Origin of the sequence: Actinomadura sp. 7K507, from assembly GCF_004348425.1 — a bacterium.
Lineage (GTDB): Bacteria > Actinomycetota > Actinomycetes > Streptosporangiales > Streptosporangiaceae > Spirillospora.
On sequence record NZ_SMKK01000023.1, the window covers coordinates 13,843 to 28,808 of the forward strand.

Genomic DNA, 14,966 nt, shown 5'->3' on the forward strand with positions numbered 1-14,966 from the left:
GACAAGCGACAGCCTGCCGCCCCGCGCGGCGTAGCGAGACCCGGGAGCTGAACACATGACGGTTTCAGGTGAGACCACGCAGGAGACCACGCAGGGCGTCGTCCTCACCGACGTCGCCGCCGAGAAGGCCAGGGGCCTGCTCGAGCAGGAGGGCCGCGACGACCTCGCGCTGCGCGTCGCGGTGCAGCCGGGCGGCTGCTCCGGCCTGGTCTACCAGCTCTTCTTCGATGAGCGGCAGCAGGACGGCGACCAGATCCAGGACTTCAACGGCCTGGCCGTGCGCGTCGACCGGATGAGCGCGCCCTACCTCACCGGCGCCACCATCGACTTCGTCGACTCGATCGAGAAGCAGGGCTTCACGATCGACAACCCGAACGCCGGCGGTTCCTGCGCCTGCGGCGACTCCTTCAACTGAGCGGGGAACCGGAAAGAGGCGGCCGGAAACCTTTCCCGGCCGCCTCTTTCCGGTTGCCGGAGGTACTCCGGTCGTGAACCCCGGTGTGGTGGGGGGTTACGCTTTCCGAGTTCGAAACAGCCGGTGAACAGCCGGACGACCACGACGAGGAGAGCGACTCAGTGCGCATCGCCGTGACAGGCTCCATTGCGACCGACCATCTGATGACCTTCCCCGGAAGGTTCACCGACCAGCTACTGCCCGACCAGCTCGACCGGGTGTCGCTGTCCTTTCTGGTGGACGAGCTGGAGATACGCCGCGGCGGCATCGCCGCCAACATCTGCTTCGGAATGGGAAGCCTCGGCAAGGAGTCGATCCTTGTCGGTTCCGTCGGCGCCGACTTCGACGACTACCGCTCCTGGCTCGAACGGCACGCCGTCGACACGGCGTCCGTGCACGTGTCCGAGATCCACCACACTGCCCGGTTCCTGTGCACCACGGACCAGGAGCAGAACCAGATCGCGACGTTCTACGCCGGCGCGATGAGCGAGGCCCGCTCCATCGAGCTCAAGCCGGTCGCCGACCGGGTCGGGGGCCTCGACCTCGTCGTCGTCAGCCCCAACGACCCCGACGCGATGCTCCGGCACACCGAGGAGTGCCGCACCCGCGGCATCCCGTTCGCCGCCGACCCCTCCCAGCAGCTTGCCCGGATGGACGGCGCCGACGTCCGCCGCCTCATCGACGGCGCCGCCTACCTGTTCACCAACGACTACGAGCGGGCCCTCGCCGAGGAGAAGACCGGATGGAGCGGCGAGGAGATCCTCGACCGCGTCGGCGTCCGCGTCACCACCCTCGGCGCCAAGGGCGTCGCCATCGACCGCAAGGGCGAGGAGGGCGTGCACGTTCCCTGCCTCACCGTCGAGAACATCGTCGACCCGACCGGCGTCGGCGACGCCTTCCGCGCCGGCTTCCTGACGGCCACCGCCTGGGGCGTCCCGCTCGAACGCGCCGCCCAGGTCGGCAACGCCGTCGCGGCGCACGCCCTCGAATCCGCCGGCCCGCAGGAGTACGGCCTGGCCCGCCAGGCGTTCCTCGACCGCTTCGCCGCCGCCTATGGCTCCGGCGCCGCCGACGAGGTCGCCCCCCACCTCGCCAGCCCCACCCCGTAAGCCGCACGCACCTCGAAGGGCCGCGCCCCCCCGGCGCGGCCCTTGTTGCGTCTGGTACGCGAAGTGCTAGTAGGTCCTGCGGATGTGGAAGCCCCAGCCGCCCTGCTGGAGCGTCTCCTCCCGGACGAAGTCCTGGGACTTCATGCGGCACCAGGCCGGGACGTCGGTGCGGGCGGCGGCGTCGTCGGCGAGGACGGCGACGATCTGCCCGACCGGGACCTCGCGGATCCGCTCGGCCAGCATGATGATCGGGATGGGGCACTTGCGTCCGAGCGCGTCGATGACGAGGACGGGCGGCGGGCCGGCGGGCGGCTCGGCGGGGGACGGCGCGGCGTCGCCGGTGGACGTCCCGCCCTTGGCGCGGCCTCGGAACCTCATGGGCGCGACCGCCTCCCCGTCTCGAAGGTGCTCATGGCCGGCTCCCGGTGTTCATCGTCGCCTCGCGGAGGCGGGCGACGGCGCCGGGAAGCTCGGCGAGGAACCGGTCGACGTCCGCCGAGCCGACGCCACGCGGCAGCGATACCCGTACGTTCCCATGGGTAATCACTCCCATCGCCTCCAGCACGTGACTGGGACGCAGCGTATCCGCCGTGCACGAGCTACCGGAGGAAACCGCGAAACCCAGCCGGTCGAGTTCGGTCAGCAGCGCCTCGCCCTCCACGTAGAGGCACGAGAACGTCACCAGGTGCGGCAGGCGCCGGACCGGGTCGCCGGCCACCTCGACGTCGGGGACGCTGTCGGCGACCCGCGTGCGGATCCGGTCCACGAGCGCGGAGACGCGCGGCGCGTCGGCCGCCATGTCCGCCCGGTACGCCTCCAGCGCCGCGGCCGCCGCCACGATCGCCGGGACGTTCTCGAACCCGGGGACGCGGCCCCGCTCCCGCTCGTCGTCCGGCAGCGGGGAGCGCCACCGGGTGCCCTTGCGGACGGCGAGCACGCCGACGCCGGCGGGGCCGCCCCACTTGTGCGCGCTGCCGGCGAGGAACGACCAGCCGCCCGGGACGTCCGCGCGGCCGAGGGACTGCGCGGCGTCGACGAACAGCGGCACCCGGGCGGCGCGGCAGGCCTCGGCGGCCTCGGCGACGGGCTGGACGGTGCCGACCTCGTGGTTGGCCGACTGCAGGCACGCGAGCGCGGTGCCGGGCCGCAGCGCCGCGGCGAACTCCTCCGGGTCCACGCGGCCCGCCCGGTCGACGCCGACGGCCGTCACCTCGCCGCCGTCGCGCTCGTGCGCCTCCGCGGCGTGCAGCACGCTGGAGTGCTCGACGGCGCTGACCACCAGATGCCGGCCGACCCGGCGGCGCGCCTGGAGCCCCCCGAGGACCGCCAGGTGCACCGCCTGCGTACCCGAGGACGTGAACGAAACTTCGTCGGGACGGGCCCCCAGGACGGCGGCCACACGCGCGCGGGCCCGGTCGAGCGTCATGCGGGTGGCGCGGGCCGTCCCGTACAGCCGGGCGGGGTCCGCCCAGCCCGCGTCCAGGGCTTCCAGCAGCGCCGACCGGGCCGCGGGGTGCGGCGGCTCGGTGGACGCGGCGTCGAAGTAGGCGTGCGGCGTGCTGGGATCGGCCACGCGGAAACACTAACCGGGCACCCGATCGGGGGTTCGCGCGACCCTAGCGCTAGTGTGTCCACCACACGTGTAACAACTGTTCTCTCCGCCCGGCCGACCGGGCTTCATCCGTGGGGAAGGCATTCCGTGAGTCCGACCCGCTCTAGGGAGCGGCGTACGCCTGTGCGCAGTCGCCGTGCATTGAAAAGCGCCGGTGCGCTAGGGGTGCTGGCGCTTTCCGCCACCGCGTGCAGTGGCAGCCGCCTTGGCCTGCCCGAGCCGATCAGCATCCAGGGCGAACGCATGCTGCACCTGTGGCAGGGCTCCTGGATCGCGGCGTTCGCGGTCGGGGTCCTCGTCTGGGGCCTGATCCTCTGGGCGGTGGTGTTCCACCGCAAGCGCTCTGACGATCTGCCGCCGCAGGTCCGCTACAACCTGCCGATCGAGATCCTCTATACGGCGGTCCCGTTCGTCATCATCGCGGTCCTGTTCTACTTCACCGCCCGCGACGAGAACTTCGTCGAGAAGACCACCGCCGATCCCGCGGTGGTCGTCGACGTGACCGGGTTCCAGTGGAGCTGGCAGTTCGACTACAAGGAGGAGGACGCCTCCGGGAAGGAGCAGACCGTCGCCTCCGTCGTCGGTGTGCCCGTCGCGCCGAACGGTCCCGCCCCGGGCAAGCCGGTGATGACGATCCCCTCGGGCGAGACGGTCCGCGTGCGGCTGCACTCCAATGACGTCATCCACTCGTTCTGGGTTCCGGCGCTGATCTACAAGAAGGACGTCATGCCGGGCTTCACCAATGAGTTCGAGTTCACGGCGACCAAGACCGGTACCTATGAGGGCCGCTGCGCCGAGCTCTGCGGTGTCGACCACAGCCGGATGCTGTTCCAGCTGAAGGTCGTGACGCCCGAGCAGTACGACAAGTTCATCGCCGATTCGAAGGCCGCACTGGCCGCGGGAGGTGCCCAGTGACCACGACCAGTCAGGCACCGACCGCGCCGATCGCCGCGCCGCGGACGAGCAAGGGGCGCATCCTCGCCTCGTGGATGTCGTCCACCGACCACAAGGTGATCGGCTACCTCTACCTGATCACCTCGTTCTTCATGTTCCTGTTCGGGGGCGTGCTCGCGCTGGTCATGCGCGCGGAGCTGTTCGAGCCGGGAATGCAGGTCGTCAGCAACGAGCAGTTCAACCAGATGTTCACCATGCACGGCACGATCATGCTGCTGATGTTCGCGACGCCGCTGTTCGCCGGCTTCGCCAACGTCGTCATGCCGCTGCAGATCGGCGCGCCGGACGTGGCGTTCCCCCGGATGAACATGCTGGCGTACTGGCTGTTCCTGTTCGGCAGCCTCATCGTCATCGCGGGCTTCCTGACGCCGGGCGGCGCGGCCAGCTTCGGCTGGTTCGCCTACGCCCCGCTGTCGGACGAGGTGCGCTCGCCGGGCGTCGGCGGCGACATGTGGGTGATGGGCCTGGCGATGTCGGGCTTCGGCACGATCATGGGCGCGGTCAACTTCATCACCACGATCCTGTGCATGCGCGCGCCGGGCATGACGATGTTCCGGATGCCGATCTTCACCTGGAACATCCTGCTGACCTCGATCCTGGTCCTGCTGGCGTTCCCGGTCCTGGCCGCGGCGCTGCTGGCGCTGGAGGCCGACCGCAAGCTCGGCGCGCACATCTTCGACGCGGCGCACGGAGGCGCGTTGCTCTGGCAACACCTCTTCTGGTTCTTCGGGCATCCGGAGGTCTATATCATCGCCTTGCCCTTCTTCGGCATCGTGACCGAGATCCTCCCGGTGTTCAGCCGCAAGCCGGTCTTCGGGTACATCGGCCTGGTCTTCGCGACCATCAGCATCACCGGCCTGTCCATCACCGTGTGGGCGCACCACATGTTCGTGACCGGCCAGGTGCTGCTGCCGTTCTTCTCCTTCATGTCGTTCCTCATCGCCGTACCCACGGGGGTGAAGTTCTTCAACTGGGTGGGAACCATCTGGCGAGGACAACTGACGTTCGAGTCGCCGATGCTGTGGTCGCTGGGCTTCTTGGTGACGTTCCTGTTCGGCGGTCTCACCGGCGTGATCCTGGCGTCGCCGCCGATGGACTTCCAGCTGTCGGACTCCTACTTCGTGGTGGCGCACTTCCACTACGTCGTCTTCGGAACCGTGGTGTTCGCGATGTTCGCGGGCTTCTACTTCTGGTGGCCGAAGTGGACCGGCAAGATGCTGAACGACCGGCTCGGCCACGTGCATTTCTGGATGCTGTTCATCGGCTTCCACGGCACGTTCCTCGTCCAGCACTGGCTGGGTGCCGCGGGCATGCCGCGGCGCTACGCCGACTACGCCGCCGAGTTCCACGCGCTGAACGAGGTCTCCACCATCTTCTCGTTCGTCCTGGGCGCCTCGATGCTGCCGTTCTTCTACAACGTCTACATCACGTGGAAGCGGGGCAAGAAGGTCGAGGTGGACGACCCCTGGGGTTACGCCGGCTCGCTGGAGTGGGCGACGTCGTGCCCGCCGCCGCGGCACAACTTCAACTCGATTCCGAAGATCCGCTCCGAGCGGCCGGCGTTCGACCTGCACCACCCGCACGTGGGTGCCAAGGGCGAACTGGCCGGGACGAAGGGGGAGTAGCCGATGCGCGTCCAGGCGTTCATGTTCTACGGAAGCGCCCTCTTCTTCCTCGTCACCACCGTCGTGTACTGGCTCTGGTCCAATGACTGGACGGGGACGACGGCGCTGGGGCTGTCCGTCGGCCTCGCCGGGCTCATCGGGTTCTACGTCCACTTCACGATCCGCCGCCTCGAGCGGGCCAACAGCGGGCCGCTGTACGAGGACGACCCGCAGGGCGAGATCGCGGACGCGGCGGGCGAGCTGGGCTTCTTCAGCCCGCACAGCTGGTGGCCGCTGTACCTCGGGCTGTCGGCCGCGACCGTGGCGCTCGGCATCGTGTTCGGCTGGTGGCTGTTCATGCTCGGCGTCGCGGCGGCGCTGCTGTCGACGATCGGGCTGGTCTTCGAGTACTACCGGGGTCATTTCGCCCATTGATCGGTAAAAGAACCCCATAAAGGGCCGGTGTCCGCTTTTTCGCGGGTACCGGCCCTTTCACATACTGGGCGCCGTTCCAGCGAACGGGCTGGGCAGGCGGACCGATCGCCCAGTGGGACGACCGGGGGGACCACATGCGGGTGGGTGGCTCAGGACCGGGAGGCCGGGGCCGGCGCGCGGCCGCCGTGCTCGTCGGCGCGAGCATGGTGGCGGGCGCCGCGGCATGCTCGGGGAGCGAGGAGCAGGACGGCGACGGCGTGCGGCTCTCGGTGTCGCCCGGAGGCGGCGGAGCCGCGCTCAGGCCGGACAGCCCGATCGCCGTCCAGGCGCAGGGCGGCACCATCGAGAACGTGACGGTGTCGGCGGAGGACGACCGGGTCGAGGGGGAACTGAACGAGGACAGGACCGGATGGCGCTCACGGTGGACGCTGAAGCCGGGGGAGACCTACACGGTCGACGCGACGGCTCTCGGTGCGGACGGCAGGACCCGGACGGTCAAGAGCCGCTTCACCACGGCCGAGGTCGAGAAGACCAACGAGGTGACGTTCGAGGGGCCCCGCGACAAGGAGACCGTCGGCGTCGGCATGCCCATCGTCATGCAGTTCGAGCGTCCGGTGAAGGACAGGGCGGCGGTCGAGCGGGCGCTGGAGGTGCGCGCGGACAAGAGCGTCCAGGGCGCCTGGCACTGGTTCGGCGACCAGGAGGTCGCCTTCCGGCCGAAGAAGTACTGGCCCGCCCACACCAACGTGGCGTTCAAGGCCCACCTCAGCGGAGTGCGCACCGGCGGCGACGTGTACGGCGGGAAGGACTACGCCCTCGCCTTCAAGGTCGGCGACTCGCAGATCTCCACGGCGGACGAGGACTCCCACAAGATGGTCGTGAAGGTCAACGGCGAGAAGGTCCGCACCGTCCCGCTCAGCATGGGCAAGGGCGGGGTCCGTAAGTACACCACCACCAGCGGTGTCCACGTGGCGATGTCGAAGGAGGACCCGACGGTCATGACGTCCTCCTGGATGGGGATCGCCCCCGGCAGCCCCGGGGGCTACAGCCTGACCGTGTACAAGTCCGTGCGGATCTCCGACAGCGGCGAGTACATCCACAGCGCGCCCTGGTCGGTCGGCAGCCAGGGCAGCTCGAACGTCAGCCACGGATGCATCAACCTCAGCCCGTCCGACGCGAAGTGGTTCTTCGACCGCACCCAGCGGGGCGACCCGGTCGTGGTGACCGGGACGGACCGCGAGCTGGAGGTCGACAACGGCTGGAGCTACTGGCAGGCCGGCTGGAAGGACTGGGTGAAGGGCAGCGCCCTGAAGCGGCCCGTCACGACCGCCCCGCTCGCGGACTCGGCGACGGTGACCGCGCAGGGCGGCGGCGCCGGGGCCGGCCAGGGCGGGCAGCACGCGGAGGGCGACTGACGCCGGCTAGCGCAGCGGCGGCGGCTCCTGGACGTTATTGACGCGCGCCCACTCCCGGGCCATGGCGATCCTGCCGGGGCCCGGCGGGTGGGTCATCCACAGCAGGGACTCAAGGACGTCCGGGTCCAGGTCGGAGATGTTGCGCACCGAGAGCTCGTGCTGCATCGACACGAACGTCGACGGATCGCGGGTGATGTCCAGCGCGTGCACGTCGGCGCGGGCCTCGATCTTCCGGCTGACGAGGTTCTGGACGGGTGCGCTGATCTGCGTCCCGGCCGCCACGAGCGCGAGGACGAGCGCGATGGACCGCGGATCGGCGGCGCCGCGGGCGCCGTCGCGGTCCCCTTCCGCGGCGCCGCCGCCGGAATCGACGCCCGCGCGGCGCAGGAGGCGCGGCGAGGTCATCAGGAGGTACAGCAGGCACATCGCTCCGGCGACGCCCAGCGCGCCCACCAGCGTGCCCCACAGGACGTCGTTGCGCTTGGCGTGGCCGAGTTCGTGCCCGACGATCGACTCGACCCGCTCGGGCGGCGACTCCAGCAGCGTGTCGTACAGGACGATGCGGCGCGTCGAGCCGAAGCCGGACACGTAGGCGTTCAGCGACGTCGTCCTGCGGGAGGCGTCCGCGACGAGAACGTCCCCGACGGGCACGCCGTCCCGTTCGGCCATCGCCAGGAGGTCGCTGCGCAGCTGGCCCTGCCGGAGCGAGTGGAACTTGTTGAACACCGGCTCGACGGCGATGGGATAGATGAACGACACCAGGACGACGAGCAGGAACCCGCCGGTGGCGGCGCCCGTCCACCAGTAGCGCGGGAAGCGGCGCACGACCGCGTACAGGAGCAGCAGGGCGACCGTGTAGATGACCCAGGTGAGGCCGAGGGACTTGAGCTGGTCCGTGAGCCAGGCGGGCCAGCTCTGCGTCGACAGCCCGTACCTGCGCAGCACCGATTCGCCCCAGACGTCGAACGGGAGGCCGGCGAGGCGGAGCAGCGCCGTCAGCGCCGCGGTTCCGGCGATGACGCGCATGGGCCGGCGCCGGGTGCGGGCGGTGACCCAGCCGATGAACCGGGCGCCCAGTGGGGTGAGGCCCAGCACGAGGACCAGCGCGAGGCCGGCGACGAGGCCCGTGTAGGCGGGCGGGTTGATGGCCGAGTCGAACGCCTCGGAACGCGCGATCTCGGCGGGGGAGAAGTCCAGCGCCGGGTCGGGCTCCACGTGCCCGCCCGGAACCGGACCGGGCATCGGGTTCCACGGAGTGGTGAGGGCGATGACGGTCCCGAGCGCGGCGAACAGCACGGCGGCCGCGACGGCGGCGGCGATCCGGGGCCGCCGCATCCGGTCGGCGCCGTCACGGGGAGCGGCGTCCTCGTCCTGCCGGCCGGAGCCGGCGGTTTCGGCGCGCCCCTCGTCCGCCTCCGCCTCGCTCATGTGAGCTCCCTCGTCAGGTAGTCGCGCCAAAGGGCGGTGAAGCGGCCCCGGGTGAGCCCCAGCACGTCGCGCAGCGCGGTGGCCTCCGGGACGCGCCCGGCGGTCCGGTAGAGCCGCACGAGCGTCGCCTCACCGTACCGGTCGGCGACCATCCGGCAGGCGAGCCAGGCCTCCTGGTAGGCCTGGGAGAGGCGCTCGGAGCCGCCGGAGAACGCGGCCGCGGCGGGCAGCGCCGGAGGGATCCGTCCCGCGGCGACCTCGCGCCGCAGCTCACCGGCCGCCGACCCGGAGTCGACGCCGGTCCCGAGGTAGCCGACGTAGTCGGCGAAGCCCTCGATCAGCCACATCGGCGTCTTGCGGTCGCGGGCGCCGCCGGTCGCGACATGGGTCAGCTCGTGGGTCAGCACGACGTCGCGCCCGAGTTCGTTGAGGTGGCCGAAGGTGCCCGGGGAGACGATGACGCGGTCTTCGCCGCGGCGACCGCCGGCGGACGGTGTCACGGTGGCCAGGGCGGCGATGTCGCCGAGGCTCTGGCCCGGACCGGCGAGGGCGGAGGCGAGGCCCGCGTCGGCGGGGACGAGCGCGACGACCCGCCGTGCCCACTCCCGGCCGACGACGGCGGTGACCGCGGGGACGGCCGCGTCCAGGCGTCCGGCGATCTCGTCGAGTCCGGTGGCGTCGCCGATGACGAGGCTCGCCTTGCCCTTGACCACGGTCAGGGGGCCGCCGTCCCAGATGGCGGCGTCGTCCTCGAACCCGTGGGACGCCCCGTCGCCGACGATCGTCCACGTGCCTGAGCGAGGGGCCAGCGTCAGGTAGCGGGTGCGGGCCACACCGCCTCGGTCGAAACCTCGCAGCCTGTAGCGCACTTCCACGCGGACGACTGCGACGCCCTTCTTCTCGTCCGCGGACTGGGTGGAGACGAAGCGTTCCTCCCAGCCGTCCAGTGGAAGCTCGCGGAGATTGCCGTACACGCGGGACTGGGCGTCCTGGAACGCGGGAGGCGCCGAGCTCACCGTCGCGAGGAAGGCCGTCCGGTCTCCGCTCCGCACTGCCCGCGCGCGGTTGGCGAGGACGGTCACGGCGTCACGGGGGGCGAAACTCCCCGCGGCCTGGGAGGCGGGGGCATGGGGCGCCGCGTCGCCGCCGGAACGCGCGCCGAGCAGGGCCGCGCCGCCGCCCAGGAGCACGGCGGCCCCGCCGGCGCCCAGGGCGAGTGCCCTGCGGCGCGTGACGGGGCCGCCGCGGCCGGGACCCTCCTCCATGTGCGCGATCCTATGCAGCGCACGGGTGAGGCGGGGCCGTCAGGACTTGTACTCGGGATAGCCGTAGCCGACGATGTCGCCGGCCGAACGCTCCCTGATCTTGACGGCGCTGTCGGTGTTGCCCTCGACGGCCTTGATCGTGTCGTCGTCGACCTTCTCGGTCACCATGCCGACGTGGACGATGTCGCTGATGTCCTTGCCGCCGTCCCAGGCGTAGAAGACGATGGCGCCGGGCTTGGGCTCGGTGCCCCACCGGCCCTGGTCCCGGAACCATTCGGCGTGGGCGACGGTCCAGGCGTCGCTGCCGAACTGGTCGGCGACCCCGAGCCGGTCGCCCAGCCACGAGATGAACATCGAGCACCACGCGGCGTCGTCGTAGGCCTGGGTGGAGCCGCCGTCGCGCGCGACGGTCTCCTTGGCACGGGGGCTTTCCACGTACCACCGGTTGAACTTGGTCTCGCCGCTGCCGTCCTCGGTGATGCCGACCTGCGCCTTGGCGAGCTCGATGGCGTCGTCGGCGGTCGGCCGCGAATCCTCGGACGGCTCCTTCGGGGCGCCCGGCTCCGGTTCCTCCTTCCCGGTTCGTCCGCCGTCCTCGCCGTCGCCCTTGCCGCCGTCGTTCTTGCCGCCGGCCTCGGACCCGCCGCCGTTCCCGTCTTTCGACCGGGAGCCGGACCCGTCCTCGCCCTCGGGGGAGGACTTGCCCGCGGCCTTGCCTTCGGACAGGTCGGCGGCCGTGATGTGGGTGGTGGGCAGGGAGTCGAACGGCAGGACCGACGCCTGCGCGGTGGCCGCGGCGGTGCCGAGGACGGCCGCGCCGACGATCACGCCGCCGGTCGTCCGCCAGGTGAGGGCGAGAGGGCTCGGCTTGCGGTGCCTGCCCGTTGGCTTTCTGCGATGTGCGCCTGGCACAGGGGGATCTCCTGACTTCCATGCCGCCTACCGGGTTAGCTGACGGGTTCGGGCGTGGAAGCCGCCCTACGGCCCGCTGGGCAGGCCGATTCACCCCGAGACGCAGTGGGTCCCCGGCTCCGCGTCCATCGCGCCTCTGGGCACGGCGGACCGCGGACTCGGCGGTGGCGGCCCGGGGTCGGGCGCGCCGGTTCGGAATGGGGGCTCCGCCGGGCGGGGGCGCCCGTGCGGAGAGAAGTGAAAGGAAAGGGCGGGCGTGGCCGCGCGGGGCGGCCACGCCCAGGTAACGCTGCGGGTCTCTCCTTCTCTCTTCCAGACGCCTACCGGGTTAGCTGACGGGTTCGGGCGTGGAAGTGGCCCTACGGCGGCTCTCACCGGTCTTTCGGAGAGAGACGCGCCGATTCACCCCGGGTGCCGGAATGCCCGTCCAGGGACGGTCCCTGGACTCCGGCGGATATGGGTCCCCGGTTCCGCTCGTCGGCGGATTCGGCGCTGCCGCTGCGATCCTGGGGGCGCGATGGGGCCCGGGCGCGGGACCTGTCTCCCGCGTGCGAAAGAGCGGCGCCTGATGTTGTGCGGACGGCGGCCCGTCACGGGGCCGTCCGGGGGGCCTGACCGCGGATCCCGCCGTGGCAGCGCTCAGCGCCATGCACGCTGGGGCGTGCGCACGGGTGGGGCCGAAGCCCGGCCGGTGGTCTGCTTGGAGACCGCCTGCGGCACCTTCGGGCGCCGCGGGAAGGCGACGCGTGGAGCGTGCCGCCAGGGGGGAGCGGCACGTGGCTCGCGCCGCCGTCACGCGGCGGCTGGATGCGCCGCGTGGGATCGTGGCGCCTGGTGGGCGCCGCGGGGTCACGGCGCTGGAGTGCGCCGTGAGTGGTGACAAGGTACCAAAGCCCCAAGAGAAGGCAAACCCCCCCAAAATCAACAACGGACCAGGTCAACCCTGGTCCGTTGTCGGGAGAGCTCCGTCGCGCCCTTCACGGGCGCCCCGGGGGGCGGGGACGTCAGGGACGTCCGGCGCCGTAGTAGTTGTTCAGGTAGTAGCCGGAGGTGTAGCTCACGACCTCGACGTTCTTCCCGGTGCGCGGGGCGTGGATCATCTTGCCGCCGCCCACCACCATGCCGACGTGGCCGAGGCCGCTGAAGAAGATCAGGTCGCCGGGCTGCAGGTTGCTCTTGTCCACCCGCTTGGTGGCCGCGTACTGGGAGTTGGTGGTGCGGGTGATGCCGACGCCCGCCGCCGCCCACGCCTTCATGGTCAGGCCGGAGCAGTCGTAGGACCCCGGGCCTTCGGCGCCGTAGGAGTACGGCTTGCCGAGCTGGGCGTAGGCGAAGTCGAGCGCCTTGCGGGCCGGGCCGCTGGCCGGGCCGTTGTAGGAGCCGCCGGTGCTGCCCGAGCCGCCGCCGGACGACGGCGAGGTCCCGCCGCCGAGCCGCCGCAGCAGGGCCTTCTGCTTGGCGACCTCCTTGTCCAGCTTGGTCTTCTGGTCCCGCAGCTCCTTGGTCTTGCCCTTCACGTCCTCGTAGGCGGCCTTGGCCTGCGCCTCTTCGCGGCGGAGCCGCTGCGCGGTCGCGAGGAACTGGGTGAGCTGGGAGCTGCGCGCCTCCGACAGGTGCGACATGACGGCCGACTGGTCCAGGATCGCCTGCGGGTCCCCGGTGCCGACGAAGCCCGCGACGCCGCCCGTGTCACCGTTCTTGTACGCGGCCGCCGCCATCTGGGCGATCTTGGTCCGCTGCTCCTCGAAGGCCGCCTGCTCCTGCTTGCTCGACTTGCTCGCCGTCTGGTACTTCTTCTTGGCGATCTTGAGCTTCTCGTTGAGCTGGTTGAACTTCTCAACCTTGTGGCTCATCTGCTCGCCGAGCTTGTCCAGCTTCTTCTGGACCTGCGCCCTGGTCGGCTGAGGGTCGGCGTGCGCCGCCACCGGAGACGCGAGCGAGACCGTCAAGGTCACACACGCGACGGCCGCCAGGCGACGGGAGACGCCTCTGCTCGCCGAGCCGCCTCCCCGGCCGCGCTCGTGCGCCGCTTCCCCGATGAGATCATTGGCCACGGTCGGTTTCGCCCCTCTCGTCCACGACGGTCAGCGGATGACATTAGCGATACGCAACAACCGTCACAACCGGTTCATCACTCTTGGGCCGTCTTCAAGGAAAATAATCCGCTTTCCGTGTCGAAATGATCACGGAGTGCAATAATGGAAATTGCAGCCCTTTATGACCTGCCGAGGCGGCGCAGCAGGAGCGTCGACGGGCAGGGGCGGGCATTGGCGCGACGCGCCGCGTCGGCCACCTCCCGGTCCGAGGACACCACGACCACCGCGCGGCCCTGCGGCTCGGCCCGCACGAGGTCGCCGATCAGCTCGTCGGCGGTCTGCCCGGGACGGCTGAACAGCACCCGGACGCCGCGCGGCGCCGCGATGGCCACCGGCACGTCCAGCTCCGCGCCGTCGAACACGCACGTCACCTCGGCGCGCGTCTGCGCGGCCAGCCCGCCGAGCCCCGACAGCAGCCGGCTGCGCTGGTCGGCGAGCGGCAGCTCCCCGTACCCGGTCTTGGTGACGTTGTAGCCGTCCACGACGAGGTGCACGCGCGGCAGCGTCAGCAGCCGGTCGAGCAGCTGCGGGTCGCTGTCGGACAGGGCGCGGCCCGGAAGCGCGCGGTGCGCCTCCCGGCCGGGCTCCAGGCCGCCGACCGTGTCCGCGGGCCGCCCGATGGTGGACGGGAGCGCCAGCTCCCGGCGGACGCCCTGCGCGGCGTCCAGGAGCGCGTCGAGCAGCATCCGCAGCCGGACGTCGTCGACGTTGCGTCCTTCGCGCGCGGCCCGCTTGGCGGCCTCCGCGGCGGCCTCGGCCTGGGCCGCGCGGGCGCGCAGCCTGCGCAGCTCCTTCTCGGACGCGGCGGTCGACTCGCGCGCGGCCGCCAGTTCCCGCTCGGCCTCCCGCGCGACCGCGCCGGCCCGCTCCTCCGCCGACCGGTACCTGGTGCGCGCCTCGTGCAGCTTGCGGCGCAGCTCCGCCACCTCGCCCTTGGTGTCGCGCAGGTCCGCGCGCAGCCGGTCCACCTCGGCGCCGCGGGCGGTGCGGGCGGCGGCCAGCTCCTCTTTCAGCGCGGCCACCCGGCGCTCGGCGGCCTCCTCCTCCGAGGCGGTCGCGGAGCGTTCCAGCTCCTCCCGGGCGGCCTCGACGAGAGCCGTCCACCCCTCGGGACGCAGCAGGTAGGCCAGCACCGCGACCCGCACCGGGTCGGCGGCGGGCGGCACGTCCCGGGCCTCGACCGCCTCCACCAGGTCGGCCTGCGACTCGCGGAGCGCCTCGGTGACGCGGCCCCGGAAGCCGGAGTCCTTCTCCAGGACCGCCGCGATGTGCTGCCCGGCCAGCTTGGCGCGCTTGCGCCGCTCGAACCGCGCGAACCGGCGCAGCGGTGCGGGGACCTCGTCGGGGGGCAGCGCCCCGATCAGCTCGGCGGCGACCTCGACGACGCTCTGGCGCACGGCCTCGGGTAACGGCCGCCCCAGACGCTCTTCCCGGGCATCCTGAGGGGTCGCGCCCTCAGAATGACGCGGCCTCTCCGCGGATTCCTCGCCACCGGGGGTCGCTTCGGGGCCGCTGTCGATGATCCCGCTCCTTCCGGGCTTCGCCGCCGGTGGGCTGTGTCTTCCCGAGCCGCCAGCCCCCTAACCAGGGCGGACGCGTTGCCCGGACGGATCGCGCGCCGGGTCACCCCGAGCCACCCGTGCCCCCGCCCGGCGGGACGTGCCGACGCCCCCCAACCCTAG

General features: G+C 71.5%; 13 protein-coding genes and 2 riboswitches. Of the genes, 6 read left to right on the forward strand and 7 right to left on the reverse strand.

Features of this window, described 5'->3' with window-relative positions:
* Positions 1-55: 55 nt before the first annotated feature.
* Positions 56-415: an iron-sulfur cluster assembly accessory protein gene (locus tag E1285_RS08010; RefSeq protein ID WP_132149672.1), complete on the forward strand. Its 360-nt coding sequence runs from the start codon at positions 56-58 to the stop codon at positions 413-415.
* Between the two features lie 161 nt (positions 416-576).
* Positions 577-1,563 (forward strand): carbohydrate kinase family protein, encoded by a 987-nt coding sequence (locus tag E1285_RS08015; RefSeq protein WP_132149674.1) that lies wholly within the window; start codon positions 577-579, stop codon positions 1,561-1,563.
* 66 nt (positions 1,564-1,629) lie between these two features.
* Here E1285_RS08015 and E1285_RS08020 read toward each other — a convergent pair whose 3' ends face one another.
* Positions 1,630-1,941, reverse strand: coding sequence for a sulfurtransferase TusA family protein (locus E1285_RS08020; RefSeq protein ID WP_132149676.1), 312 nt, complete (start codon positions 1,939-1,941; stop codon positions 1,630-1,632).
* A gap of 31 nt (positions 1,942-1,972) precedes the next feature.
* Positions 1,973-3,136 (reverse strand): cysteine desulfurase family protein, encoded by a 1,164-nt coding sequence (locus E1285_RS08025; RefSeq protein ID WP_132149678.1) that lies wholly within the window; start codon positions 3,134-3,136, stop codon positions 1,973-1,975.
* Between the two features lie 204 nt (positions 3,137-3,340).
* Here E1285_RS08025 and coxB point away from each other — a divergent pair, with 204 nt between their 5' ends.
* The 4 genes from coxB (at position 3,341) to E1285_RS08045 (ending at position 7,583) form a co-directional block, all read left to right on the forward strand.
* Positions 3,341-4,090 (forward strand): cytochrome c oxidase subunit II, encoded by a 750-nt coding sequence (coxB, locus tag E1285_RS08030; protein ID WP_243722632.1) that lies wholly within the window; start codon positions 3,341-3,343, stop codon positions 4,088-4,090.
* Between the two features lie 74 nt (positions 4,091-4,164).
* The gene (ctaD, locus tag E1285_RS08035) at positions 4,165-5,754 is read left to right on the forward strand and encodes a cytochrome c oxidase subunit I (RefSeq protein ID WP_207946473.1); all 1,590 of its coding nucleotides are present in this window, start codon (positions 4,165-4,167) and stop codon (positions 5,752-5,754) included.
* A 3-nt stretch (positions 5,755-5,757) separates the two neighbouring features.
* Positions 5,758-6,168, forward strand: coding sequence for a cytochrome c oxidase subunit 4 (locus E1285_RS08040; RefSeq protein ID WP_132149684.1), 411 nt, complete (start codon positions 5,758-5,760; stop codon positions 6,166-6,168).
* 134 nt (positions 6,169-6,302) lie between these two features.
* Positions 6,303-7,583, forward strand: a complete 1,281-nt coding sequence (locus E1285_RS08045; protein WP_132149686.1) for an Ig-like domain-containing protein — start codon at positions 6,303-6,305, stop codon at positions 7,581-7,583.
* A 6-nt stretch (positions 7,584-7,589) separates the two neighbouring features.
* On the opposite strand, the gene E1285_RS08050 is transcribed toward E1285_RS08045, so the two are convergent.
* The 5 genes from E1285_RS08050 to E1285_RS08070 form a co-directional block, all read right to left on the reverse strand.
* Positions 7,590-9,011: a M48 family metallopeptidase gene (locus E1285_RS08050; protein WP_243722633.1), complete on the reverse strand. Its 1,422-nt coding sequence runs from the start codon at positions 9,009-9,011 to the stop codon at positions 7,590-7,592.
* On the reverse strand, positions 9,008-10,276 hold the full coding sequence (locus E1285_RS45410; RefSeq protein WP_165966506.1) for a hypothetical protein: 1,269 nt from the start codon (positions 10,274-10,276) through the stop codon (positions 9,008-9,010). The genes E1285_RS08050 and E1285_RS45410 overlap by 4 nt, the downstream gene beginning before the upstream one ends.
* Before the next feature lie 39 nt (positions 10,277-10,315).
* A complete protein-coding gene (locus tag E1285_RS08060) occupies positions 10,316-11,188 on the reverse strand; it encodes a CHAP domain-containing protein (protein WP_132149688.1) in 873 nt (290 codons plus the stop codon).
* 9 nt (positions 11,189-11,197) lie between these two features.
* Positions 11,198-11,346, reverse strand: a riboswitch (cyclic di-AMP (ydaO/yuaA leader).
* A 144-nt stretch (positions 11,347-11,490) separates the two neighbouring features.
* A riboswitch (cyclic di-AMP (ydaO/yuaA leader) is annotated at positions 11,491-11,690 on the reverse strand.
* 502 nt (positions 11,691-12,192) lie between these two features.
* Entirely contained in the window at positions 12,193-13,143 is a 951-nt protein-coding gene (locus E1285_RS08065) for a C40 family peptidase (RefSeq protein WP_243722634.1), read from the reverse strand.
* 260 nt (positions 13,144-13,403) lie between these two features.
* Positions 13,404-14,681: an NYN domain-containing protein gene (locus tag E1285_RS08070; RefSeq protein WP_243722636.1), complete on the reverse strand. Its 1,278-nt coding sequence runs from the start codon at positions 14,679-14,681 to the stop codon at positions 13,404-13,406.
* Positions 14,682-14,966 lie beyond the last annotated feature (285 nt).